Below are 25,336 nucleotides of genomic sequence, written 5' to 3'. Positions count from 1 at the left end.
GAGACGAGACCACCGATCACCTCGGCGAAAAACACTACCGAGGTCAGCGTCAGCGCCGTGATCAGCGCACGCAAGGATGCCGACTGCGGATCAACCGCATGATCGTGGTCGTGATCGTGGTGGAGTTTCTTTCCAGTGGCCATGTCTGCCACCCTACCCACTATCGCCACTTATTGACAAGCTATTGAAAATAGAAGAGAAGAGAACAAAGCGCCCTGCAACCGTTGGGTTGGCAGGGCGCGTCGTCGATAAGCGAATTAGTGAGCGGTGTCGGACAGCTCGACCTTCACCCAGCTCATCATGTCGCGCAGCTTCGCACCGGTCTCCTCGATCGGGTGCTTGGAGTACTCCTCGCGCAGACCCTCAAGCTCCTTGTTGCCACCTTCGATGTTGGCCAGCAGACGCTTGGTGAAAGTGCCGTCCTGGATATCCTTCAGGATGTCCTTCATGCGCTCCTTCGCACCAGCGTCGATAACGCGTGGGCCGGAAAGGTAGCCACCGAACTCAGCGGTGTCAGACACCGAGTAGTTCATGTTGGCGATGCCACCCTCGAACATCAGGTCCACGATCAGCTTCAGCTCGTGCAGGACCTCGAAGTAAGCCATCTCTGGCTCGTAGCCAGCCTCGGTCAGCACCTCGAAACCGGTCTTAACCAGTTCCTCGGTACCGCCACACAGGACAGCCTGCTCGCCGAACAGGTCGGTGACAGTCTCTGCCTCGAAGGTGGTCGGGATAACGCCCGCGCGGCCACCGCCGATTGCGGAAGCGTAGGACAGTGCCAGAGCCTGGCCGTTGCCCTCTGGATCCTGATCGATTGCGATCAAGCAAGGCACGCCTTTGCCGTCAACGTACTGGCGGCGCACCAAGTGGCCTGGGCCCTTCGGTGCAACCATGCCGACGACGATGTTGTCTTCTGGCTTGATCAGGTCGAAGTGGATGTTCAGACCGTGGCCGAAGAACAAAGCGTTACCTGGCTTGAGGTTTGGCTCAATGTCCTGCTCGAAGATCTGTGCCTGGGAGGTGTCCGGAGCCAGCAGCATGACAAGGTCTGCCCATGCAGCAGCATCCGCGTTGTTCTTGACCTCGAAGCCAGCTTCCTTTGCCTTCTCTGCGGACTTGGAGCCGTCGCGCAGGCCGATAACGACCTCAACGCCGGAGTCACGCAGGTTCATTGCGTGTGCGTGGCCCTGGGAGCCGTAGCCGATGATGGCGACCTTCTTGCCCTGAATGATCGACAGATCAGCATCGTCGTCGTAAAAAACCTCAATTGCCATGAGTGTTACACTCACCTTTCTTTGTTTAAAAGTTCTTAGTGGCCGATTATGCCACGAGATAGTTTTGTTTCCGTTATTAGTGGCTACTTGGACGGTGCCATTGTCTTCGGCCCGCGGTTCAGCGCGATCTCACCGGAGCGGATGAGCTCGCGGATCCCGAAAGGCTCCAAGACATCCAAGAACGCCTTCAGCTTGCTTGGCGTACCGGTGGCCTCAATCACTACCGATTCTGGGGCCACGTCGACGATGCGTGCGCGGAAGATGTTCGCGGCATCGACCACCTGAGGGCGGTTCGAGTTGGTCGCGTTGACCTTCACCAGCATCAGCGAACGCGCGATGGTGGCGTCTTCCTCAAGGCGGACCACCTTGATCACCGGAATGATCTTGTTGAGCTGCTTGGTCATCTGCTCAATCTGGTGCTCTGTCGCGTCCACCACGATGGTCAGACGGTTCAAGCCCTCGGTCTCTGTCTTCGCTGAGACCAGCGACACCAGGTTGAATCCACGGCGGGTGAACATTGCAGTCACGCGAGAGATGATGCCGTCGACGTCCTGGACCTGAACAGACAGGATATTGCGAGTGATCTCGTTCATGATTAGTTCTCCTTCTGCTGTGCAGCGTCGTCGATAGCCTCGTCGATCTCAGCCGGCGAAGCAGCTGCCGAATCTTCGTTTTCGAAGAAGGGGCGCAGACCGCGAGCGTATTCGATGTCCGAGTTGGACGATCCCGCCGCGATCATCGGCCATACCTGCGCATCCTCGCCCACGACGAAGTCAATGACCACTGGACGGTCGTTGATCTCGCGTGCACGCTGAATCGCAGGCAGCACTTCTTCTTCCTTAGTCACGCGGATCGCCTCGGCGCCGAGTGCCTCAGACAACTGCAGGAAGTCTGGGATGTAGTGCGTGTCCTGATGCAGCTTCGTGTTGGAGTAGTGCCCCTCATAGAACAGGGTCTGCCACTGGCGGACCATGCCTAGGTTGCCGTTGTTGATCAGGGCAACCTTGATGGGGAACCCTTCCACCGCGGCGGTGGTGATCTCCTGGTTGGTCATCTGGAAGCAGCCGTCACCGTCGATCGCCCAGACTTCCTTGTCAGGGCAACCGGCCTTCGCGCCGACCGCTGCCGGGATGGCATAGCCCATCGTGCCTAAACCACCGGAGTTGAGCCAGGTGCGTGGGTTTTCAAAGTCCACGAACTGGGCAGCCCACATCTGGTGCTGGCCCACGCCAGAGACGTAGATCGCCTCGGGGCCCACTTCCTTGCTCAGCGTCTCGATGACGTACTGAGGCGAGAGCTCCCCATTCTCCTGTGGTTCGTAGCCACGAGGGAAACGCTCCTTCAGACTGTGGAGGTAATCCACCCACGGCTTGATCTGCGGCTTGTCCACCTTCTTGGACCTCTGGAAGGTCGACAGGAGCGCGTGGAGGGTTTCTTTGGCATCGCCGACGATCGGCACATCGACCGCACGGATCTTGCCGATCTCAGCTGGGTCAACATCTGCGTGAATCACCTTGGCGTTCGGCGCAAACGCGTCAGGATCACCGGTGACGCGGTCGTCGAAACGCGCACCGATCGTGATCAACAGGTCGGATTCCTGCATCGCACCAACCGCCGGAACGGAGCCATGCATGCCGGGCATGCCCATGTGCAGTTCGTGTGATTCTGGGAACGCGCCGAGGGCCATCAGCGTGGTCACCACTGGGATGCCCGTGTAATCGACGAAGTTGCGCAGTTCCTCGTGCGCGTCGGCCTTGATCACGCCACCGCCGATGTAGAGAACGGGGCGCTCGGACTTCGCGATCAGCTGGACCGCCTGGGAAACCTGGCGCGAGTGCGGGGTGGTCACCGGCTTGTAACCCGGCAAGTCCACCTTCGGTGGCCACACGAAATCCATCTCCTGGTTCTGGACGTCCTTGGGAACGTCCACCAGAACGGGTCCTGGACGGCCGGACTCAGCCAGGTGGAACGCAGCTGCGATGGCCATAGGGATGTCATTGGCGTCAGTGACCATGACATTGTGCTTCGTGATCGGCATGGTCACGCCACGGATATCGGCCTCCTGGAAGGCGTCGGTGCCCAGCAGAGAGGACCCGACCTGCCCGGTAATTGCCACGATCGGCACGGAGTCCAGGTTCGCGTCGGCAAGCGCGGTGACCAGGTTGGTCGCGCCCGGACCAGACGTTGCGATGCACACGCCGACGCGACCCGACGCAAGGGCGTAGCCCTCGGCCGCGTGGCCGGCGCCCTGCTCGTGGCGGACGAGCACGTGGCGGAGGTTCTCGGCTGCGTACAGTGCGTCATAGAGCGGAAGTACTGCTCCGCCGGGAAGGCCGAACACAAGGTCCGTCCCCAGTGCCTCAAGGCTACGCACAATTGCTTCGGCGCCAGTCATGCGCTCGGGCGCAGTGCCCGCCGCTTTCTTGGCGGCCGTTGCCGGCGATGGCTTATTGGAAGCTGCCACTGTCTATAGCTCCTTTGAAAGAGAAGAGTTAAACGTTGCATCGGCTCCTAGGTGTGGGGCCGAAATTGTTTAGCCGTCTGATGCGCGACCACATAACAAAGCCCTCGTACAGGCACTGTGGGTGGGTGCTGTCGAGGGCGCTTGTCACAACGACGAGAAGTGATTTCTCACCGTCACGGCAGGCGCCGTCGCGGTACCACTACTAGTCGCAAAATGATCATGCGGTAAATCATACACGGTTCACAGTCGGTTACACGTATTGGGGGCTACTCTCGGTGTTGTTATGCCTTTCGAATACCTCTTTGCCTCCATTTGGAGATGGATCGCTGACTCTGGCCTTAATATCGCCATCCTCGTTGTTATCGCTTTCCTAGTGCCGCGCGCCGGCCGCCTAGCCACGCGTGTGCTGGAACGCCGCGTGCAGGAGGAAGGTGACAAGGACGAGGGCAAAAGCAAGCTCGCGCTTGCCGGCGTCGGTGTTTATGTTGCAGAGCTCATCGCGTTTTTCATCATCGCGGTGATGATCCTGCAAGAATTCGGCTTTTCGCTAGCCGGCGCCGCCATTCCGGCCACGGTCGTCTCTGCCGCCGTCGGTTTTGGCGCGCAGTCCATCATCGCGGACTTCCTCGCGGGATTTTTCATCCTTTCGGAGAAGCAGTATGGCGTGGGAGACTGGGTGGCGTTTACCGGCAATGGGGTGGATGTGGAAGGCACGGTCATCCAGATCACGATGCGCTCGACCCAGATCCGCACGATCGACCAGTCCACCGTGAACATTCCGAACTCCACGGCGCGCGTGGCGATCAACCGGTCGAATTACTGGTCACGGGCAGTCGTCGTTATGCCCGTACCCTTGCTGGGCTCTTCTAGCGCGAAAGATGCTTTGCGACGATCGGAAGGCGCCACCCGTCGCGCACTGGCGCGCCCGGAGATTGCCTCAGAGGTTATCGGCGAGCTAGATGTCCACCCAGCGGTCAATGTAGATCCGCCAGCGACTGTAGGTATGCCGTGGACCGTCGACATGCGTTTCATGACCCAGGTCAAGGCTGGTTCGCAGTGGTTAGTTGAGCGCGCCATACGAATGTCGATCTTGGATGAGTTCTGGGACGAGTACGGCTCCGCAACCACCATGGATGGCACGCTCATCCAAGAAGCAAAGACTTCGTCGATCCCTGCCACGCGCGCAACGATCGAGAAGCTTGACGACGAGGCACCGACCGAAATGATGCCAACTGCGTCTGCACCTGATCCGGAAACCCCGGAAACGGAGGTAATGCACGCCACTGGCACTGATTCGAGCCAACCTGATGTGCCGCCTGGTTTCGAGACTGAAGAAGGTAAGGACCCAGCCGCTAAAGACGCGGATGAGGACACCATCGATGAGGACGAAGAAGAGGACGCAACCGACAAGAAGCAATCTACGTTCCGCGACATCTTGACCGCGGGGCGCCGGATGCGCCCCTCCACGGCAATTTTGTTGCTGGTGTTGCTCGTGCTGCTGATCCTGCGCGGACTAACCGCGTCGGGTACCTACAACGACGAGCATGTCTCTGGAGTGTTGGCTCCTCCTCCCCTGTCGTCGACTGAGTCGACGCCGCCACCACCGACCGAGGATGCCACCCCGCAGTCCACCCCGCCTGCTGAGCCAACGGCACCGACAGGCACGCCAGCACCTACTGCAACTTCTGAGCCCGCGGCCCCTAGTCAGACCACGCAGCCGCAGGACACTGACGACGGTTACTATCAGGACCCTGGACAGCAGTACCAGCCGCAGCGGCAGCAATCGCAAGCCCCCGCGGAGCCGACGAACCCCGCACAACAGCAGCAGCCGAGCACTGCGGATGGCTTCCAAGGGTCTCCGCAGCAGACCGGCGGGGCAGCGCCGATGACGGCCCCTGAGCAGACCGCTAACCCAGTTCGATAGCATGTCATCTATGAGTTCCGCAGAACAGAGGTCGGATTCCACCTATTTCCGGCCCGAACGCACGCACGTTATTGCCACCCTTCTAATGACGGGCATCGCGCTCATCGGGATCAGCTGGGCCCCTTTAAAACTGGGCTGGCTGCTGATCTTCCCGATCCTGTTCCTCGTCTGGGTCTTCAAAGCCCATACACGTATCGACGAACGCGGCGTCTTCATCAACTATCTATTCAAGAAAAATGTCTCCATCCCCTGGGATAAGTTCGACGGCATCGCGTTCGAAGGCTCGAAGGCCAAAGCGCGCGACAGCGCCGGGAGGGAATATTCCCTCCCCGGTGTGACGTTTAACTCATTACCCGCTCTCGAAGAAGCATCCCGGGGCCGAATCCCGGATGTCCTCACCGAAGGTTTGGAATCTCTTGACGGCAAGGTATCTGTGATCGACAAGGACGGCCGCCAGGTGCTCATGACACAAGAGGAATATCAGGCCTACGAGGCCAAAAAGAAGAAGAGCGCTGCTGAGGAGCAGACGCCAGAAGAATCACATAGACAATCACAAAAGGAGTGACATGGTCTTCCCCCTCCGTTCACGAGTCACGACCGTCGGCCGTCAGGCTGCGGGTGCTCGCGCGCTGTGGCGCGCAACAGGAACGCAAGAAAATGAGTTCGGCAAGCCCATTGTGGCCATTGTGAACTCCTACACCCAGTTCGTTCCAGGACACGTCCATCTGAAAAACGTCGGCGACATCGTTGCCGAGGCGGTTCGTGCCGCCGGCGGTGTGCCGAAGGAATTTAACACTATTGCTGTCGACGACGGCATCGCCATGGGCCACGGCGGCATGCTCTATTCCCTGCCAAGCCGCGAGATCATCGCGGACTCCGTAGAGTACATGGTCAACGCCCACACCGCCGACGCAATGGTGTGTATCTCCAACTGCGACAAGATCACCCCGGGCATGCTCAACGCCGCGATGCGGTTGAATATCCCGGCCGTCTTCGTCTCCGGCGGCCCAATGGAAGCCGGCAAGGCTGTCGTGGCCAATGGTGTAGCAAAGACGAACTCCAACCTGGTCGACGCAATCTCCTACTCGGCCGATGACAATGTCTCGGACGCAGAGCTTGAGAAGATCGTCGAATCCGCCTGCCCCACCTGTGGCTCCTGCTCCGGCATGTTCACCGCCAACTCGATGAACTGCCTCACCGAGGCGCTGGGCCTTTCCTTGCCCGGTAACGGCACCACGTTGGCAACACACGCGTTTCGTCGTGAGCTGTTCGTCAAGGCCGGCGAGACCGTCATGGAGCTGTGCAAGCGCTACTACGGAGAAGAAGATGAGTCGGCGCTGCCACGCAACATCGCTAACCGCGACGCTTTCCGCAACGCCATGGCGCTCGACATGGCCATGGGCGGATCCTCGAACACGATCCTGCACACCTTGGCGGCAGCCCAGGAGGGCGAGGTCGACTTCGACCTGACGGATATCGACGAGCTCTCGCACGAGATCCCGTGCCTGTCCAAGGTGGCCCCCAACGGCACCGCTCACGTGGAAGATGTGCACCGCGCTGGTGGCATCCCAGCGATCCTGGGCGAGCTCAACCGCGCGGGACTGCTGAACAAGGACGTCAACACGATCAAATATGACACCCTTGACGCGTGGTTGGACGACTGGGACATTCGCGGTGGCAAAGCCACGAAGGAGGCGGAGGAACTGTTCTACGCAGCCCCAGGCGGCGTGCGTTCCACCGAGGCGTTCTCCCAGTCGAACCGCTGGGAGACGTTGGACACGGACCCAGAAAACGGCGTCATCCACTCGGTCGATTACCCCTTCTCTTCCGACGGCGGCCTCGTCGTTCTGCGCGGCAACCTCGCTCCAGACGGCGCGGTGCTCAAGACCGCTGGTGTCGAAGAGGAACTCTGGGAGTTCTCGGGACCGGCCCGGGTGGTCGATTCCCAGGAGCAGGCCGTGTCGATGATTCTGAATCGTGAGGTCCAGCCTGGTGAGGTCGTCGTCATCCGCTACGAGGGTCCCTCCGGTGGCCCCGGCATGCAGGAGATGCTGCACCCCACCTCCTTCCTCAAGGGTGCGGGCCTGGGCAAGAAGTGTGCGCTGATCACTGATGGCCGCTTCTCCGGCGGTACCTCAGGTCTGTCGATTGGCCACATCTCCCCCGAGGCTGCTCACAAGGGCTTGATCGCCCTGATCGAGAATGGGGACACGATCTCCATCTCCGTCAACAAGCGCGAGCTCACCCTTGACGTAGACGAGAAGGTCTTGGAGGATCGTCGACAAGCGATGGAAGCTTCCGACGCGCCGTGGACCCCAAAGCGCGAACGTGAGGTCTCGAAGGCCCTGCGCGCCTACGCCAAGATGGCGACAAGCGCGGATAAGGGTGCTGTGCGCCAGGTCGACTAAGAAACGGCTAGACTGTCACGAATGATCGACCGTGACACTCATCAGCTTCTGCCCACTATCGTCAAATTCCTGACGGTGGTGGGCTTTGCTGCTGGTCTCGGGGTGGTTGCCTCCCACATCAAGGAGACCGATTTCCCCATAGACATGATCATTTACAGGGAGGGCTCGCGAGCCTACTTCAACGGTGAAGAGGTCTACTCCGTGCCGATGTACGCAGCCGACCTCGCGCTTCCCTTCATCTATCCGCCTTTCGGCGCGCTGATTCTAGGCCCGCTCACACCGTCCTTTATCTCGGATGCTCTTGCCGGCGACATCATGGTCGTCATCTCCGATATCTTGCTGCTGGTGTGCGCCTACTTTGCTTTCAAAGCCCTGCTGCCGGAAGCGGACCGGGGCTTGCGCTGGTGCTTAACGACGATCGCCTGGGTCGCCAGCATGTTGATTGAGCCGGTGGTGCTCAACCAGGGATATGGACAGATCAATATCGTGCTGATGACGCTGGTGTTCATCGATCTGGTGCCGCGTAAGCGCTACCTGCCGCGTGGCTTCTGGATTGGAATCGCCGCCGCGATCAAAATCTCTCCACTGGCCATGTGCTTGTATTTCCTGCTGCGCAAGGAGTTTCGCGCCATCGTCGTCACCGCTGTCACCGCCGTGGGTGCCACTCTGGTTGCCGCTGCGGTGCGGTGGGATGCCACAGTGGAGTACTTCTCTGTCACGCTGCTGGGCATGAGTTCTGGGAACCAGTTTGGCGTAGATTCCGCCTACCAATCGAACAGCTCGATCAAGGGGCTGCTCATGCGCTTTGCGGAGTCCCAGGAGCAGCTGGAGGCCCACGGCCTGTTGCTCAACGTGGCGTGGCTAGTGCTATCGCTGGCCACGATCGGGCTGGGTGCGTGGTTGATGGTGGCCTTGATGCGCCGCGACATGCACGTGGACGCGATCTTGGTGAATTCGGTGATCATGCTGTTAATCTCGCCAGTATCCTGGTCGCACCACTGGGTGTGGATCGCGCTGATCCTGCCAGTGGCTACGTGGCGCCTGCTCACCATCCTCAAAGGAAACACCGCCCTAGCAGCGGTCACTGCACTGTGGGCGGCGCTGGTGCTCACCATTCCCCCGAAGTGGTGGTTCGGTGATGATATTGCCAAGTTCGAGCTGGCAATCTGGCAGAAGATTTTGGTCAGTGACTTCGTGTGGCTGGCTCTGGCCGCGCTGATCGCGCTGGCGGTGGCCATCAGGCAGGTGCCTTTACGCGACCGGGTTAAAGCCGGTGCCGAAGATCCACACGGCGATCAGGGCCACGATTCCTAGGACAATGAAGATCCAGGAGCTGGCCAGCGGACGACGCGCCCAGCTGCGGCCAGTATCAAAGGAGTAGAGGCCTGGGCCGGTGAACTGCAGAACCACGGACAGCCCCAGCAGAATGATGCCGAGCCAGACGCTCTCTGGCCAGGCGAAGACATTGAGTCCGCCGCCCTCCGACGCAATCGCGTGCAGGGCCATGAAACCGGTCGCCACCGTCGCCACCATCGCTGCCACCGGTGTGATTAAGCCAAGCAGCAGGAATACACCGGCTGCCAGCTGCGCGGTGGGAAGCGCGATGGCCAAGATATCGCCGTACGCATAAGCAGAAAAGTCCCGCTCCAACCCGGCCAGACCTTCGTTGCCACCCAAGCGGAAGAAGGTGGCCACCGAGGTCAGGATGAGGAATCCGCCGACAAGGATGCGCAGCAGCAGCAATCCCAGGTCGGTGGTTCCGCGGCGTGCATCGTCGACACGCGTATCGACGACCACCTCTTCCTCCTCATAAGCCGCGGGAGTCCCGGTAGCCACCGGCTCTGAGAGCAGTGGCTCACTGCTGAGCGCGGTGGATGGTGCTGGCTCCGCGGGCCTTTCGAACTGCGTGGTGTGCGCGTCGAACTGGGTGGTGTGCGCGTCCGCAGGATCGATCCGCTCGGGTGCTGCTCGGCCGGTGCGATCGTAAATGGATGTGGTCGGGTTCTGTGCATCGTAGGATGGCACGTCAAGGTCGTCGATCTCGTCGACGTACTCTGGTTGCGTCTTGCGGTCATTGTCGCGGGGAAGTTTGTCACTCATAAGCCCAAACTTAGGCGAGGTCGAGGCTAAGGTCCGGCAGCGTGAACGGCGCGCCGGAAAATTCAGTCATTGACAGTTCACCTTTTCACCCTTAGAATTGTTGACATAACACCAAATGAATGGAGTGAGCACATGTCTACCTCAGACCATGACGCACCTGCACAAAACGCCTCACCGGATGGCGAGTTCGTCCGCGACACCACCTATATCGAAGATCGTATCGTCGCCGATGTCCCTGCCGGCGCGGAGCCGCAGCAGCAGGAGAACGGAACTTTCCACTGGCCGGTCGAGCCAGGCCGTTACCGCTTGATGGCTGCCCGCGCCTGTCCGTGGGCACACCGCACCATCATTACCCGCCGCCTCCTCGGGCTGGAAGACGTGATTTCACTTGGGCTGGCCGGCCCAACGCACGGCAAGAGCTCCTGGAAGTTTGATCTTGATCCGGAAGAGAAGGACCCCGTCACAGGGCTGCACCGCCTGCAGGAGGCCTACTTCAACCGCTTCGCCGACTACCCGCGCGGAATCACTGTCCCGGCGATTGTTGAAGAGAACACCGCGAAGGTAGTGACCAATAACTTCCCCCAGATCCCGGTTGATTTCATCGATCAATGGTCCGAATTCCACCGCGAAGGCGCACCTGACCTCTACGCGGAGCACCTGCGCGAGGAGATGGAGCCAATCATCACCGAGATTTACCACGAGGTGAACAATGGCGTGTACCGCTGTGGCTTCGCCGGTTCGCAGGAGGCATATGATGCCGCCTACGAGCGACTCTGGAAGGCCCTGGACTGGCTGGAAGAGCGCTTATCGACGAGGCGCTTCCTCATGGGCGAGCACATCACCTTGGTGGATATTTACCTCTTCCCCACCCTGGTGCGCTTTGATCCCGTGTACTACTCCCACTTCAAGTGCTCCCGCCACAAGATCACCGAGATGCCCAACCTGTGGGGCTACCTCAAGGAACTTTTCCAGACTCCAGGCTTCGGGGATACCACCGACTTCCAGGAGATTAAGGAGCACTACTTCATCACCCACGCTGAGGTGAACCCGACGCAGATCGTCCCCGTCGGCCCCGACATGTCGTCGATCATGGAGCCACACGGACGCGACCACCTGCCAGGTTCCCCCTTCGCGGAGGGCACCGTCCTACCGGGACCGGTTCCTGCCGGCGAGGAAGTGAAGCACCCAGAGCCTTTCCAGCGCTCCTAGGCGAATGGTGCGCTTGCCGCGTCGAGGGCTTCCACGTCCTCCTTTGACAGTGGGAGCTCAGCGGCAGCCATCAGCGCGTCGAGCTGATCCACTCGCGATACCGATGCCACTGGGGCGGTGACTCCTTTGGCCAGTAGCCAAGCCAGCGCAACGGTGGCGGGTTCAGCTCCGGCTTCGTCGGCACGCTCGACGAGCGTATCGATCAGGGCAAAAGCCTCGTCGCTGACGTAACCTTCAGCCATTCCTTGTCGCGCGGCCCCACTGAGGTCGTCGGCGCTGCGGTACTTTCCTGTCAACATGCCCGAGGCCAGCGCGAAGTACGGGAAGACGGAAGCACCAAACTCTGTAGCGATCGGCTGATAGCCTTCTTCGAATTCCTTCCTGTGCAGCAGCGAGTACTGGTTTTGCATCGCCACCGGCTGCGCGCTGGTCCCCTCAGAAGCTTGGAAGAAAGCCCGCATCCGCTCCGGCGTGTAGTTCGACAGCCCTAGGTAGCGGATCTTTCCCGCCTCGATCAGGTCATTGGCGATGGCGACCTGCTCGTCGATCGCCACCTCTTCATCGTCCCAGTGGTAGTAGAACAGGTCAATCGCCTCGACACCGAGGCGGCGCAGCGACCCTTCGACGGCCTCCGTCGTCGCGCGACGAGAACGGCCGTTTACGCCATCAAGTCCGCCGGACTTTGTCGCGACGCTAAAGTTCTGCGGTTTACGCGACGCGAGCCACTGGCCGATGAGTTCCTCCGACTCTCCCCCGGAATTGCCTTCAGCCCAGTTCGAGTAGGAATCTGCCGTATCGACGAAGTTGCCTCCCCGCTCCTTGAAACCGTCCAGGATGGCGAATGTGGCATCTTTGTCCGCGGTCCAGCCGAAGGGGTTTCCGCCGAGATTGAGTGGATAAATGTCTATGTCAGTATTGGTGATATTAGCCATGCCCCCACCCTAACCACTATTATTTAAGATTCAACCGAATCCGGCTTATGATCTCTGTATGAACAAGACCCGCTGGTTAAACGAGAATGAAACCGACACCTGGCTTGCGCTCTGGGCCGTCTCATCATGGATGCCCACTCGCCTGGACGAGCAGCTCAAGGCCGACAGCGAGATGAACTTGCACGATTACTTCACGCTCGCGCAGGTATCGCTTGCCGACGAGGGACGCCTGACCATGACGGAACTGGCATGCCGCACCCAGATGTCGCCGTCTCGGCTGTCCCATGTGGTGGGCCGCTTAGAAAAACGCAACCTGATGCAGCGCACCCCGGATGAGGAGGATCGCCGCACAAATATTGCCTCGATCACTCCCCAGGGCTGGGATTTTCTAGACTCCGCGGCACCAGGGCATGTGGAACGTGTGCGCGAAATGGTGTTTGACGCGCTCACCGCCGAAGAAGCGCAGCAGCTTGGGTCGCTGCTGCACAAGATTCTGGAAAAGCTGAATCCGCCGACCCTCCCCCGCGCCTAGAGACTAATCTCCGTGGGTGCGTGAGCGTGTGGCACCAGCCCAAATATTGATACCAGCGTCTGTCGCCACCTCATCGATCGCGCTGAGCTCCTCCTCCGAGAAGTCTAGGTTGTCCAGCGCATCCAGGTTATGGTCGAGCTGCTCGGCGCTAGATGCGCCAACAAGAGCGCTTGTGACGGTTTCCTCGCCTTGGTCGCGCAGCACCCACGCGATCGCCATCTGCGCCAGCGACTGACCACGTTCCGCAGCAATATCGTTCAGCGAGCGCACCATGGTCAAGTTCTCGTCGCTCAGCATCTCCTCGGATAAGGACTTGCCGGCGGCTGCGCGCGAGTCCGCAGGCACGCCGTCCAAGTAGCGGTCGGTGAGCAGCCCCTGAGCCAGTGGCGAGAAGGCGATCACGCCCAGCCCGTTAGCGGCTGCCGATTCCAGCAAGGACTCATCGTCCTCACCAGGTTCCTCCACCCAGCGGTTCACCATGGAGTAGCTGGGCTGATGGATCAATAGTGGGCAACCTTCCTCGGACATGAATTCGGCAGCCTCCGCCGTCAGCTCAGGGCCATAGGAGGAAATGCCCACGTAGAGCGCCTTCCCGCTGGCCACGATATCGCGTAGCGCGTAGAGGGTCTCCTCCAGCGGGGTGTCCGGGTCTGGGCGGTGGTGGTAGAAAATATCCACATAATCCACGCCGAGGCGTTCGAGGGACTGAGCCAGCGAACTCATCAGGTACTTGCGCGACCCGCCGAAGCCGTAGGGACCATCCCACATGTTCCACCCGGCCTTGGAGGAAATGATCATTTCGTCGCGATGCGCCTTGAAGTCTTCGCGCAGGATCCGTCCGAAGTTGATCTCCGCGCTTCCGGCTGGCGGACCGTAGTTGTTCGCCAGATCGAAGTGGGTCACGCCGCGGTCGAATGCACGGCGGATCGTGGTGCGCTGCGAATCCAGCGTCTTGTCATCGCCGAAGTTATGCCACAAACCAAGAGACACCCCAGGCAGTTTGAGCCCGGAGTGTCCCACGGTGCGGTAGTCCATCTCGGCGTAGCGATCAGGGTGCGGGGTATAAGTAGTCATACCTCCATAGTGCCGAAAGATTACGACTTTTTCATCGAGGTGGAGCCTTCGTCGTCAAGCGCCATGTCCTCGGCAACATCCTGCTGGACAGACTCCCACAGCTGCTTGCCATCCACACGGGAATCGCGCGCAAGTTCGCGGACCTCCTGCTTTTCCTCACCACTGAGGTCTGGGGTCTCTGGGTCAAGCTTCTGCTCGGCCAGCTCGGTCAGGCGATCGCGCACGTCCGCCTCACGGTTGATGCGCGCGCGGTTCTTGATCCAAGAGATGGACGTGACGACGATCATCACCATGCCGATATAACCGATGACCGGGTAGACCCAGCCCAGCAAGTTGGAGAAGCCCAGGAACGAAACAACGAAGCCGGCCAGGGTCACCGCGAAGAACACGACGCGGAATTTTTCTGGCCTGTTCGTCGTAATGCGACGCGCCAGGGCGTAGAACATGCCGATCGCGGTGTTGTAGATCATCGCGTAGATGATCCAGGACACCACGAAGCCGACTGCTGGGTGCAGTGAATCGAACACGCCGAGCAGCGGCAGGTCCAAGCCACCAACCTCGTCGATGTTGAAAAAGATCACGAACGCCAAGACCAGCAGCATCGCGGAGAAGATGATGCCGCCCAGGATGCCACCGCGGAAAGCGGCGCGTGACGACGACTGGTTGCCGCCAATCACCAGCATCATGGAGACACCCAGCATAAGTGCCATGGCGGTGTAGTTCACAGCAGACAGGAGCCAGTGCCCCATCGCGGAGTCTTGCTGCATCGCAATCTCATTGAGGTGCGAGGTGTCGTCCGGGAAGTTCATCAAGGTGATCACGAACGCCACAATGATGGCGATGATGATAAACGGCGTAATCGCCGAAATCACGTTGGTGATCTTGTCCACGTCGAGCAGCCCCGAGATCAAGACGAGAACCGTCATGATGCAGGCGCCGATCCACGTCGGCCAGCCAAACTGCTGGTTCAGGTTAGAACCTGCGCCCGCCAACATGACGAAGCCGATTGCAAAGAGGGTGATCACGGTAGTGATGTCCAAGAACTTCGACACGTATGGGTGCGAAACGTTCTTGAACACCGTGTTGTGGTCACCCGCAAGGAAGTGTGAACCCAGCTGGAAAAGTACAGCACCGGAAAACACCATGACGATGCCGGCGATGACCACGCCGATCAAGCCTTTATAACCAAAAGAGACGAAGTATTGCACAACTTCTTGGCCGGTAGCGAAACCGGCACCAACGAGAAGTCCCACAAATGCCAGGGCAATAGTGATACTTCTTTTCACGAATTACCAATCCTTCGAAATAGAGAAAAATGAATTTTTAACGTTAACCAACGTACAGCTTTTCCTAAGACTTCGCGAATGATTAAAGCCCGTGCGCTGCTACGATCTTCTTTTTACAGGCTCATCAGGCAGTTCATCGACCTTTTCCAGACTGAACAAAGGCGCCAAGCGGACAGGTCCGCGGTGACTGGTTCGGGTCCCCGATCCAGTGGCGGGTGCAATGACCGGAGAAGGATGCTGATTGAAAACAAAAATCGCCCGCGGGTTTGAAAAATTACAGGAACCTTTAAGGCTTTCCGCAATTCCGCGGGCGATTTTCTTGATTGGTTAGGCCAATTTCTTCGCGATCAGCTCATTAACCTGCTTCGGATCGGCCTTACCCTTCGTCGCTTTCATCACAGCACCGACAATCGCACCGGTGACCTTCGTGTTTCCGGCCTTGTACTTTTCGACGATATCCGGGTTAGCGGCCAGCGCCTCGTCGACAGCAGCCTCGATAGCGCCGTCATCACGCACAACCTCCAGGCCGCGCTTAGCGACGACCTCATCAACGTTGCCCTCGCCCTCGATCACACCGTCGAGCGCTTGGCGCGCCAACTTGGTGGTCAACTTGCCATCCTTGACAAGTGCGACGACGCGGGCCACATCGGCCGGGGTCACGCCGAGCGCATCCAAGTCCTTATCCAGTTCATTGGCCTTACCCGACAAGTAGGACACCCACCACGCGCGTGCCTCATCCGGGGTGGTGCCAGCTTCGACCGTATCGACGACCAAGTCCAGCGCACCAGCATTGACCAGGTCGCGGAACTCAGCCTCTGGCAGCTGCCACTCCTCCTGAATGCGGGCGCGACGCACCCACGGCATCTCCGGCAGCGTGGCGCGAATCTCTTCGACCCACTCCGCAGGAGCAAATACTGGAGGCAGGTCGGGATCGTTGAAGTAACGGTAATCGTCGGAGTTCTCCTTCGGGCGGCCCTTCGAGGTCGTGCCGTCGGTCTCCTGGTAGTGACGCGTCTCCTGGACGATCTCCTCCCCATTGACAATGGCCTGGGCCTGGCGCTGCATCTCAAAACGCACCGCCTGCTCCACAGACTTCAAGGAGTTGATGTTCTTAGTCTCCGTGCGGGTACCGAACTCTTCCTGGCCGTGCGGGCGCAGGGACACGTTCGCGTCGCAACGCATCGTGCCCTGGTCCATGCGACCATCCGACACGCCGATAGCGCGCACGAGCTCACGGATCGCACCAACATAAGCGCGTGCGATCTCCGGCATGCGCTCACCTGCACCGAGGATCGGCTTCGTCACGATTTCAATCAGCGGCACACCGGCGCGGTTGCAGTCCACCAGCGATGCCGTCGCGCCGTGGATGCGGCCGGAGGTGCCACCGATGTGGGTGAGTTTGCCCGTGTCCTCCTCCATGTGGGCGCGCTCAATTTCGACGCGCCACTCGGTGCCATCATCAAGCAAAACGTCCAGGAAGCCGTCGTAGGCGATGGGCTCGTCGTACTGCGAAATCTGGTAGTTCTTCGGCTGGTCCGGGTAGAAGTAGTTCTTGCGCGCGAACCGGGAGGATTCTGCAATCTTGCAGTTCAATGCCAGTCCGATCTTGATGGCCCACTCGACGCCCTTGGCGTTGACCACAGGCAGCGCGCCGGGCAAGCCGAGCGACACCGGGTCAATATTCGAGTTCGGCTCTGCACCAAAGTGGGCGGAGGCGGTCGAGAACATCTTGGTCTCTGTTGCAAGCTCGACGTGCACCTCAAGGCCCATCACTGGGTCAAACTTTTCGAGGACGTCGTCGTAATCCATCAGGTCATACGCAGTCATGGCAGATAGTCTAGTTCCCGCCTACTCTGCGTGCTGCGTGAGGGTGCCACGTTTTGCGGCGCGGTTATCAATGCTGCGGAACACCATCGCCACCACCGCACCTGACAGGTTGTGCCACACCGAAAATACAGCGGCCGGCAGCGCGGCCAGTGGCGTCATGTACTGGGTGGCCAAGGACGCCGCCAAGCCGGAATTCTGCATGCCCACCTCCACGGCCATCGTGCGGCGTGTGGTTTCCGGTTGGCGTGTGAATTTGCCGGTGAGGTAACCCAGCAGGTAGCCGAAAGTATTGTGCAGAATCACCGCGATCAGCACCGTCAGCCCGGCGGTGGCCAGCTGATCACGCGAGCCTGCTACGACGATTGCAACGATCATCGAAATAGCGATCACCGATGCCCACGGCAGCACCGGCAACACAGCCTTGACTACACCAGGCAGCAGCAGGCGCACAACGAGCCCGGCAACGACCGGGATCAACACGACCTGCACGATCGACCACGCCATCGCGCTGGCAGAGACATCCATCATCTCCCCAGCCAGCCACAGCGTGAGCAGCGGGGTCAAAATTGGTGCGAGCAGCGTGGACACGGAGGTCATCGTCACCGACAACGCAACATCACCGCGCGACAGGTAGCTCACCACATTCGACGAGGTACCACCCGGAGAGCACCCCACCAAGATCACACCCACCGCTATCTCCGCGGGAAGCCGGAGCAGCCAGACGACGATGATCGCCAGCAGCGGCATGATCACGAACTGTGCCACCACGCCGATAAGCACCGGCAGGGGCCGCTTGAAAACGAGGGCGAAATCCACCGGCTGCAGGGTCAGCCCCATACCGAACATGATGATGCCCAGCAGCGGGGTCACCCAGCCCGAAATGGGTGCCACAACATCAGGCACGAGGTAGCCAATCAGCCCGCCGACGATCACGAGGGCCGGAAATCCTAACGTAGCGATATACGCCGAACGATCTTGCTGAGTATCCATGAGGTACTACCTTATCCCGGCGCGGACAACGCCCTACCTTGGCATCATGGCTACCTCTCTCCCAGCGCACATCATGCGCGGTGAGGTGTTCGTTTAGGAGAACATGGCCTTCGCGGTCTTGTACCGGTGCGCAGGTACAGTCTTAAGCTCGCCGACGGCCTCTTCCAAGGACACCAGCTCAATGTCTTCGCCGTGCAGTGCGACGGAGGTACCGAAGTTACCTTCGTGTGCTGCACGTGCTGCCGCGACACCATAACGGGTGGCAAGGACGCGATCATAAGCGGTGGGGGTTCCGCCGCGTTGGATGTGGCCGAGGACGGTGGTGCGCACGTCATAGCCGGTGCGCTTCTGGATCTCGTCCCCGATGATCTGGCCCATGCCGGTAAACTTCTTGTGGCCGAACTCGTCCTCTTCACCCAGGCCGGCGTCCATGGTGCCTTCCTTGGGCACAGCGCCTTCGGCGACGACGATAATGCCGTACTTTTCACCCATCTGGAAGCGACGTTCCATAGCCTTAGTGATATCAGCGATATCGAAAGGCTCCTCAGGGATCACCGTGTAGTGCGCGCCACCTGCCATGCCGGCGTGCAGGGCGATCCAGCCCACGTGGCGCCCCATAACCTCGACGATGAGGATGCGGTTATGCGATTCCGCGGTGGTGTGCAGACGATCGATCGCGTCCGTGGCGACCGACACTGCGGTATCGAAACCGAAGGTGTAGTCAGTCGCGTTCACGTCATTGTCAATCGTCTTTGGCACGCCGACCACGGGAATACCGTTATCGGAGAGCCACTTCGCGCCTTTCAGGGTGCCTTCGCCACCGATGGCGACGAGGGCGTCCACCTCTGCTTCGGCGAGGTTTTCCTTGATCTGGTCCAGTCCGGCTTTGAACTTGTCTGGGTGCAGGCGACCAGTGCCTAGAATCGTGCCACCGCGCAGCAGAATAGAGTCAATGAAGTGATCGTCGTAAAGCTGCATGCGCTTATCTTCCAGCAGACCTACCCAACCGTCGAGGTAGCCCACACAGGTGGACCCAAACTCGGTGTTGGCGGTGCGGACAACTCCGCGGATTACAGCGTTGAGGCCGGGGCAGTCGCCACCGGATGTAAGTGTAGCTAGTCGCATAAGTTCAACCCTAGCGCTTTCGGGGCTGAATGTCCGAGCGGAAGAAGAATGAGGCTATCAATCCCACAAACATCACAGCGGCCATGATCAACATGGTGTCCGCCGTCGCCTGTTCAACGCCAAGTTGCGGCAGCCACGCGCTCATGGCACCACCAATGATGGCCACACCCACGACACTGCCCACCTGCCGCACCGTGTTGTACGCGCCTGAAGCCGCACCCGCCATGTGTTCAGGAATCGTCCGCATGGTCGTCGCCGCGTTTGGCGCCCAGATGAACGCGCTACCCACGCCTTTGAGTGCGGTGATCCCGATCATCCACCACACCGATCCGCCAGTGCTCATGATCCACCACGCCCACACCATGGAGGCAGTCATCGTCGCAAAGCCAATCGCCCCAAGCACCTTGGGATCAACCCTGTCCGCGGCCTCGCCGACGAAGGGAGTGAGTATGAGGGCGACGATCGACATCGGCACGGTCAGCAACCCGGCCGTCACCGCGTCGACGCCACGACCGTCCTGGAGCCAGTACATGATGGGGATGAACTGCGCCGCCACGGCAAAGCCCATCGCGGCGATCCCCACCGAGCCGAGGGTGAAGTTGCGGTTGGCGAACAGTCCCAGCGGCAAAAGCGCTTGGTCTCCCCCGCTGCGCTGCAGCCAGAAAAATACCAACAATGCGAGCGTGCCGACGATCACTGTCACCCACGAGCCGTACTGGATCCCGTACACCACACCGCCAAGACCAACCAGCGACACGATTACGCTTGGAGCATCGATGCGCGCGGGTGTCGTCGATAAGCGAGGTACCCACGCAAAAGCCAAGCCAAGCGCAAGAATCCCGAAAGCCACCTGTGCGATGAACGTTGCGCGCCAGCCGGCGCCATCGACAACCGCGCCCGCAAAAACCGGCCCGATCAAGGAACCCACCGAGCCGACCACACCCCACACCGCATAGGCGGGCCCGCGCGCCTCTGCGGGAAATACGCGGCCAATCACGCCGAAAGCCTGCGGCAGGAAAGCGGCAGCGCCAAGGCCCTGGATGGCTCGTGCGATGATCAGAACGCTCAACGACGAAGAACCCGCCGCCAATGCCATCCCCACTAGATAGATCGACAACCCCAGAAGGTACATGCGGCGCTGGCCGACGCGGTCTCCCAACCGGCCGGTCACCAACATGGGAACCACGGTGAACAATAGGTAGACGCTGGTGATCCAGACGGAGTCGCCCACACCCGCCGGCAGATGTGGGGTGATAACGGGCACGATGGCTTGGTCGGCCATCACCAAGAAGTAACCGAGTGAGAGCGCACTCAGCGCCTTCCACCGGCTATTCTTCCTCTTCGTCGTCTGGGACATCCTGGGCCTGATCTTCTTCCTCCACGAGGACACCGTCGACATCCCATATTATGCGGTCCTCGGGAAGCAGCTCTGGGTGGGAGGTGCTGATGATCACAACCCCTGGGTAATCGGCCACAAAAGCGAAGAACTTCTCGATCCCCTCTTGGTCCAGCTGGTGATCCACATCCTCGAAGACCAGCAGCGGCGGGTCGTTGATGATGGCACGAGCCACCTTGAGCCGCATCACATCGCCAATGGTCCAGGGCGCGCCGTCGTTTTTCAGCTGGCGGGCCAAGCCCTTTTCGTCGTTAGCGACGGTCTCAGTCAGATCGACTTTCGCCAGGATATCGGCCACCTGCTCATCGGTGGCGGAAGGAAAACGGAACTTCAGCAAGCGGGAGACCGACCCGCGCTCCAGCGGAATGTGATCCGAGGCGAACCCGACGAGAGCACGCCGCGCCTTCTCCGGGGCCAGACCGAAATCGAACCCGTCCACATAAAACTGGTCCTCCACATGCGAGGAAAGGAGGGCGGAAAACACCATGCGAACCTGCGAAGGGTCCGAGGCCACGATCTCCACGACCTCACCCGCTTTGGCGTGCAGGGGGTCCACCAGATAATCGTTGACGACGAGGTGATCCACGTTCACTGGGCCGAAGTCCAACGTAGAAAGGTCCGCGCCCGTCTTATCCCAAGCGCGCTGACGGCGCTTCTCCCGGTCCTTGAGGCGATCGGCCTTCTCCAGGAGTGGGCCAAGGATGCGGGTGGCAGCCTTGTAGTTCTGGCGGTATTCGACAACGCGCCCAAGGTCTGTCACCGGCGTTGCCAGAACGCCCAGCAGAGTCATCGCGGAGGCCACCGTTGCGGCGTCCGCCAAACCCCGGTCGGCCACCAGCACGACGAGGACGGTGCAAAACGATGCCGCCATGGCCGTCAGCGCGCGCGTCAGCCCAGTAATCCACGCGCGGTCCACAGCCGCACCGACTACCTTGTCGGACTGCTTATCAATCTGCTTCAACTCGCGAGCAACCGCACCAGAGGCACGCACCGATTCGCTGGCCATGACCGTATCCGCGATGCGAGCAGAGAGTCGGCCACGCTGTCGTCTTAAAGCGCGCGAACGTTGGAAAGTCACCTGAGACAGGATCGGGATCGCGGCCCCGATCAGGATCAGCGGGATGGCCACACCAAGCCCGATCTCGCGGTCCAAGATCAGCAGGGCAATCACGACCACACCGATCAGCGGAATTCCTGTGACCAGCGGGACAATGCCCATGGCGATCCAGTTGCGCACTGCCGTGAGATCATTGGAGGCGCGCGTCACCGTCACGCCGAGCGAACCCGAATAATCGGAGCCGCCTACCGACGAGGTGATCAGACGATGCCTCTGCTCGAATACATAATCCTGGCCAAGGTCCTCGGCGACCACGCGTTCGATCCAGCGCGCCACGCCGATGCCCACAGCAGATCCGATCAAAGCGGCAATGTCCCACGTATCGGTCTGCACATTCGCGCTCAATAACGCGTCAACAGATAGCGCCATGATCAGCGCGAGAACGGCTTGCAAAACGCCGAGGGCAACCAAGGCAACAAAGAGTCCTCGGCGCCGCCCGGCCCAAATAGGAGGCATCTTAGTCACGGGACAGCAGCTTAGCAGCGACTTTCTTAATCGTCAGATCAAAAGTTCCATGCACGGGCACATTGAGGTCCTGCAAAACCTCTGCCGCTTCCTTGGTGGCCAATGGCGACGCGGTCATCACACCCGTCGCGCACGCCACCTCCAGCCCCGCCTCCTGAAGGGTCTGAACTCCGGCGCGAGCGCCCAGCGCGTCGACTGCCGAAAACACGACCTTATCGACGACATCGTGGAAGAGTTCGTCACGCACCAAGCGTGCGTTCTCGGTCTGGTAGACACCGTCAGCAATCTCGACGATCACGACGTCGCAGCCCTTCTCCTTGGCCAGCACCTCCACCATGTTCACTGTGAGGTCACGAATCTTTTCGAAGTCCATCTTGAAGGTGGTGCCGTAGCCGAAGTCCGTGAAGTCGATGACTTCTTTCGCGCCAGCATCGTGGTAGATCATGCGGTCATTGCCCGCACCGGTGCCGGTAATCTTGCCGGCGCCGACCTTCTTGCCAGCTTTGGTCAGGCCATTGGCAAGGCAGGCCATCGTGGTGGACTTGCCAGAGTTCATGGAGGTGCCCAGCACGGCGATGACCTCTGGCAGGCCTTCTGGCTTGCTGGTGCGGGTCTCATTGGAGTGCGGAGCATAATCCTTGATGTTGACCACGCCGTCCTCGGTAGCGAGCAGGCCCAGCGGCTCAATCAGGGTCGGGTCATCCATATTCGCATGGGACTCAGTGACCACGCCTGCGATGCCACCTGCCGCCACCAGATGGCAGTAGTCAAGGTTGTCGGGAACATGAGCCAGGAATTGATCCGCGGCGTAGCGGTGACCGTAGGCAAGCAGGATCAGGTTGCGGTCGAACAGGATGGCCTTGCGTGACACCTCGGTCTCCACACGCTTGTGGTTGTGGATCCCCACCACGCGTGCCAAGACAACGTCCCCGGCGCGCGGAGCGACATCTGCGCCCGCGATCAGGTGGTAGGCCTCACGGTTCGCATGGTACGGCTCTGTGATAAACCGGCACGTGTACGAGTTTTGGATGTGCTGCTTCGGCAGGGGCTCTGTGCGTCGCTCCCCCTGCGAGGCTGCCGCCGGGCCGGTGGGGAGGTTTTCCTCGTTGAGCGCTTCGTTCAGCGCGGCCGTCTGACGCTGGAGCACACCAGCCTGTACCAATTGAGCTGTCATGGACTTATTCCCTTCTAAACTTTTGCGGATTAACATAAATCTTAAAGGGCTTAAGTGAATGTGTAGTGAAACAAACATGAGAAATACTTCATCAAGCAAGCAGTACATTTACGCAGGTAAAACAGTAAATTGAGTACACGGCTACCTAAAGTTCACCTAGGTTTCACCCAAAAATAAACTCCGATAGACCCAGTCAAGGTCTATCGGAGTTCACAGCGCAGATTTTTACTTATGCGTTGCCTCATAGGCTGCGCCCACGCGGTAGAGGCGATCGTCATGGAACGCCGGCGCCATCAGCTGCAGGCCAACAGGCAGCTGGGTATCCGAAGCCAAGCCCACGGGCAGGCTCATGCCCGGCAGTCCGGCCAGGTTCAGGGGCAGCGTGTACAGGTCGAAGTTGTACATCGCCAGCGGGTCATCCACCTTCTCCCCCAGCTTGAACGCGGTCGATGGCGTAGTGGGGGCAGCAATGATGTCAACCTGCTCGAAGGCCTTCGCGAAATCGTTGGCGATCAGCTGGCGGACACGCTGTGCCTGCAAGTAGTAGGCGTCGTAGTATCCAACAGACAGGGCGTAGGTGCCCAGCATGATGCGGCGCTTCACCTCATCACCAAAGCCGGCTGCGCGCGAGAGCGCCATCACCTGGTCGGCGGAGTGGTTACCGTCGTCGCCGGCGCGCAGGCCGTAGCGCATGCCGTCGAAACGCGACATGTTCGAGGACACTTCAGACATCTGAATGATGTAGTACGCGCCCATGACATCGTCGAAATGCGGGCAGTCCACCCACACCAGCTCCGCGCCCTGCTTCTCCAGCTCCTCGAATGCCTTGACTACGGCCTCGCGCACGGACTTCTGGTTGCCCTCGCGGTCGAACTGACGCACCATACCGATCTTCACGCCGCTCAGGTCACCAGATGCGCCTTCACGTGCAGCCTGCACGACTGGTGCGATGGGCTTATCGACGCTAGTAGCATCGAAAGGATCCGCCCCAGCCGTCACCTCGTGCAGCATCGCCGCATCAAGCACGGTACGTGCCGAAGGTCCGCCCTGGTCCAGGGAGGAGGCAGCCGCGATCATGCCATAACGCGAGACGGTGCCGTAGGTCGGCTTCACACCAACAGTTCCGGTCAGGGCCGCAGGTTGACGGATCGAACCACCGGTGTCGGTACCGATGCCCAGCGGAGCCTGGCCGGATGCCACTGCTGCAGCCGTACCGCCACCGGAACCGCCCGGGCTGCGCTCAGTGTCGTGCGGGTTGCGGGTCACTTTGAACGCGGACAGCTCGTTAGAGGAACCCATCGCGAACTCATCCAAGTTGGTCTTGCCCAGAATCGGCAAACCAGCCTCGCGCAGCTTGGTGATCACCGTGGCGTCATAAGGCGAACGGTAACCTTCCAGCATTTTCGACGCTGCCGTGGTCGGCGCGTCGGTGGTGACGAACAGGTCCTTCACGGCCACGGGAACGCCAGCCAAAGCAGACGCAGGCTTATTGCCCGCCTTGATCTGCTCGTCGACCTTGTCAGCGGCAGCCAGCGCCTCTTCGGTACCGACGTGCAGGAAAGCACCCAAGTGGTCGTCGGTCTCCGTAATGCGGTCGAGGTGCGCCTGGGTAGCCTCACGCGAGGTGATCTCACCGGCGTGGATTTTTTCAGCTAGTTCGGAGGCGGAGAAGCTGGTGATTCCGGACGTTGGAACGGTGTACTCGGTCATTTTTATTCAGTCTCCCCCAGGATTTGTGGAACTACAAAGCGATCGTCTTCAACCTCAGGTGCTTGGTCCAATGCCTGCTCCTGGGTCAAGGTTTCGACAAAAACATCCTCCCGCATCGGCGCCTTAATGGCATGCGGGTGGCTCATCGGCTCAACACCGCTGGTATCCACTTGGGCCACCTTGGACATGGCTTCCATGATCTGATCCAGCTGGTCAGCGAATGTATCGAGTTCCTCGTCCGTCATGGCGAGACGAGCAAGGCTGGCGAGGCGATCAATATCCTCGCGGGAGATGTCAGACACGTGAATATCCTTCTTTGCACTTTGCTT

Annotated in this window: 21 protein-coding genes; 6 read left to right on the top strand and 15 right to left on the bottom strand. The window is 60.0% G+C overall.

The genetic code is table 11. The annotated features are described in order from the left end of the window. Nucleotides 1-257: 257 nt before the first annotated feature. The 3 genes from ilvC to ACHFGA_RS00690 all read right to left on the bottom strand — a co-directional run bounded on the left by ilvC (nucleotide 258) and on the right by ACHFGA_RS00690 (nucleotide 3,738). Nucleotides 258-1,274 (bottom strand): ketol-acid reductoisomerase, encoded by a 1,017-nt coding sequence (gene ilvC / locus ACHFGA_RS00700; protein ID WP_394280559.1) that lies wholly within the window; start codon nucleotides 1,272-1,274, stop codon nucleotides 258-260. Between the two features lie 83 nt (nucleotides 1,275-1,357). Beyond that, nucleotides 1,358-1,867, bottom strand: a complete 510-nt coding sequence (gene ilvN, locus ACHFGA_RS00695) for an acetolactate synthase small subunit (protein WP_018580792.1) — start codon at nucleotides 1,865-1,867, stop codon at nucleotides 1,358-1,360. A gap of 2 nt (nucleotides 1,868-1,869) precedes the next feature. Next, on the bottom strand, nucleotides 1,870-3,738 hold the full coding sequence (locus ACHFGA_RS00690) for an acetolactate synthase large subunit (RefSeq protein ID WP_394280558.1): 1,869 nt from the start codon (nucleotides 3,736-3,738) through the stop codon (nucleotides 1,870-1,872). A 283-nt stretch (nucleotides 3,739-4,021) separates the two neighbouring features. Here ACHFGA_RS00690 and ACHFGA_RS00685 point away from each other — a divergent pair, with 283 nt between their 5' ends. Genes ACHFGA_RS00685 through ACHFGA_RS00670 form a run of 4 tightly spaced genes read left to right on the top strand, consistent with a single transcriptional unit; the run spans nucleotide 4,022 to nucleotide 9,384 of the window. Continuing rightward, complete coding sequence (locus ACHFGA_RS00685) at nucleotides 4,022-5,662, top strand: mechanosensitive ion channel domain-containing protein (RefSeq protein ID WP_394280557.1); 1,641 nt, start codon at nucleotides 4,022-4,024, stop codon at nucleotides 5,660-5,662. Between the two features lie 10 nt (nucleotides 5,663-5,672). After that, nucleotides 5,673-6,227 carry a PH domain-containing protein gene (locus ACHFGA_RS00680; protein ID WP_394280556.1) on the top strand — a complete coding sequence of 185 codons (555 nt, stop codon included), beginning with the start codon at nucleotides 5,673-5,675 and terminating at the stop codon, nucleotides 6,225-6,227. A 1-nt stretch (nucleotide 6,228) separates the two neighbouring features. Beyond that, nucleotides 6,229-8,070, top strand: a complete 1,842-nt coding sequence (gene ilvD / locus ACHFGA_RS00675; protein ID WP_394280555.1) for a dihydroxy-acid dehydratase — start codon at nucleotides 6,229-6,231, stop codon at nucleotides 8,068-8,070. 21 nt (nucleotides 8,071-8,091) lie between these two features. Then, the gene (locus ACHFGA_RS00670) at nucleotides 8,092-9,384 is read left to right on the top strand and encodes a glycosyltransferase family 87 protein (protein ID WP_394280554.1); all 1,293 of its coding nucleotides are present in this window, start codon (nucleotides 8,092-8,094) and stop codon (nucleotides 9,382-9,384) included. Here ACHFGA_RS00670 and ACHFGA_RS00665 read toward each other — a convergent pair. After that, the gene (locus ACHFGA_RS00665; RefSeq protein ID WP_394280553.1) at nucleotides 9,322-10,170 is read right to left on the bottom strand and encodes a DoxX family protein; all 849 of its coding nucleotides are present in this window, start codon (nucleotides 10,168-10,170) and stop codon (nucleotides 9,322-9,324) included. The two genes, ACHFGA_RS00670 and ACHFGA_RS00665, sit on opposite strands and share 63 nt — an antisense overlap. Before the next feature lie 132 nt (nucleotides 10,171-10,302). Here ACHFGA_RS00665 and ACHFGA_RS00660 point away from each other — a divergent pair, with 132 nt between their 5' ends. Then, the gene (locus ACHFGA_RS00660; protein ID WP_394280552.1) at nucleotides 10,303-11,379 is read left to right on the top strand and encodes a glutathione S-transferase family protein; all 1,077 of its coding nucleotides are present in this window, start codon (nucleotides 10,303-10,305) and stop codon (nucleotides 11,377-11,379) included. On the opposite strand, the gene ACHFGA_RS00655 is transcribed toward ACHFGA_RS00660, so the two are convergent. Beyond that, nucleotides 11,376-12,311: an aldo/keto reductase gene (locus tag ACHFGA_RS00655; protein WP_394280551.1), complete on the bottom strand. Its 936-nt coding sequence runs from the start codon at nucleotides 12,309-12,311 to the stop codon at nucleotides 11,376-11,378. The two genes, ACHFGA_RS00660 and ACHFGA_RS00655, sit on opposite strands and share 4 nt — an antisense overlap. Before the next feature lie 58 nt (nucleotides 12,312-12,369). Between ACHFGA_RS00655 and ACHFGA_RS00650 the strand changes: the two genes are divergently transcribed. Next, nucleotides 12,370-12,843 (top strand): MarR family winged helix-turn-helix transcriptional regulator, encoded by a 474-nt coding sequence (locus tag ACHFGA_RS00650; protein ID WP_394280550.1) that lies wholly within the window; start codon nucleotides 12,370-12,372, stop codon nucleotides 12,841-12,843. Between the two features lie 3 nt (nucleotides 12,844-12,846). On the opposite strand, the gene mgrA is transcribed toward ACHFGA_RS00650, so the two are convergent. From mgrA to gatC, 10 genes are all read right to left on the bottom strand, one after another. Beyond that, nucleotides 12,847-13,917 (bottom strand): L-glyceraldehyde 3-phosphate reductase, encoded by a 1,071-nt coding sequence (gene mgrA / locus ACHFGA_RS00645; RefSeq protein WP_394280549.1) that lies wholly within the window; start codon nucleotides 13,915-13,917, stop codon nucleotides 12,847-12,849. Nucleotides 13,918-13,937: 20 nt separating this feature from the next. Further along, nucleotides 13,938-15,203, bottom strand: a complete 1,266-nt coding sequence (locus ACHFGA_RS00640; RefSeq protein WP_394280548.1) for a hypothetical protein — start codon at nucleotides 15,201-15,203, stop codon at nucleotides 13,938-13,940. A gap of 327 nt (nucleotides 15,204-15,530) precedes the next feature. Next, nucleotides 15,531-17,030, bottom strand: coding sequence for an Asp-tRNA(Asn)/Glu-tRNA(Gln) amidotransferase subunit GatB (gatB, locus tag ACHFGA_RS00635; protein ID WP_394280547.1), 1,500 nt, complete (start codon nucleotides 17,028-17,030; stop codon nucleotides 15,531-15,533). Between the two features lie 21 nt (nucleotides 17,031-17,051). After that, the gene (locus tag ACHFGA_RS00630; protein ID WP_394280546.1) at nucleotides 17,052-18,020 is read right to left on the bottom strand and encodes a bile acid:sodium symporter family protein; all 969 of its coding nucleotides are present in this window, start codon (nucleotides 18,018-18,020) and stop codon (nucleotides 17,052-17,054) included. Between the two features lie 93 nt (nucleotides 18,021-18,113). Further along, the gene (locus ACHFGA_RS00625; RefSeq protein ID WP_394280545.1) at nucleotides 18,114-19,145 is read right to left on the bottom strand and encodes a 6-phosphofructokinase; all 1,032 of its coding nucleotides are present in this window, start codon (nucleotides 19,143-19,145) and stop codon (nucleotides 18,114-18,116) included. 10 nt (nucleotides 19,146-19,155) lie between these two features. Further along, nucleotides 19,156-20,502: an MFS transporter gene (locus ACHFGA_RS00620; RefSeq protein ID WP_394280544.1), complete on the bottom strand. Its 1,347-nt coding sequence runs from the start codon at nucleotides 20,500-20,502 to the stop codon at nucleotides 19,156-19,158. Beyond that, the gene (locus ACHFGA_RS00615; RefSeq protein WP_394280561.1) at nucleotides 20,474-22,114 is read right to left on the bottom strand and encodes an ABC transporter transmembrane domain-containing protein; all 1,641 of its coding nucleotides are present in this window, start codon (nucleotides 22,112-22,114) and stop codon (nucleotides 20,474-20,476) included. The genes ACHFGA_RS00620 and ACHFGA_RS00615 overlap by 29 nt, the downstream gene beginning before the upstream one ends. A gap of 1 nt (nucleotide 22,115) precedes the next feature. Beyond that, nucleotides 22,116-23,297 (bottom strand): DUF1611 domain-containing protein, encoded by a 1,182-nt coding sequence (locus ACHFGA_RS00610; protein WP_394280543.1) that lies wholly within the window; start codon nucleotides 23,295-23,297, stop codon nucleotides 22,116-22,118. Nucleotides 23,298-23,522: 225 nt separating this feature from the next. Continuing rightward, complete coding sequence (gene gatA / locus ACHFGA_RS00605) at nucleotides 23,523-25,007, bottom strand: Asp-tRNA(Asn)/Glu-tRNA(Gln) amidotransferase subunit GatA (protein WP_394280542.1); 1,485 nt, start codon at nucleotides 25,005-25,007, stop codon at nucleotides 23,523-23,525. A gap of 2 nt (nucleotides 25,008-25,009) precedes the next feature. Then, nucleotides 25,010-25,309 (bottom strand): Asp-tRNA(Asn)/Glu-tRNA(Gln) amidotransferase subunit GatC, encoded by a 300-nt coding sequence (gene gatC, locus ACHFGA_RS00600; protein WP_018580813.1) that lies wholly within the window; start codon nucleotides 25,307-25,309, stop codon nucleotides 25,010-25,012. Nucleotides 25,310-25,336: the final 27 nt, after the last annotated feature.

Origin of the sequence: Corynebacterium sp., from assembly GCF_043426755.1 — a bacterium.
Classification (GTDB): Bacteria; Actinomycetota; Actinomycetes; order Mycobacteriales; family Mycobacteriaceae; genus Corynebacterium.
The sequence above is the reverse complement of the archived record's forward strand: the minus strand, read 5'-3'. Positions and strand labels throughout refer to the sequence as shown.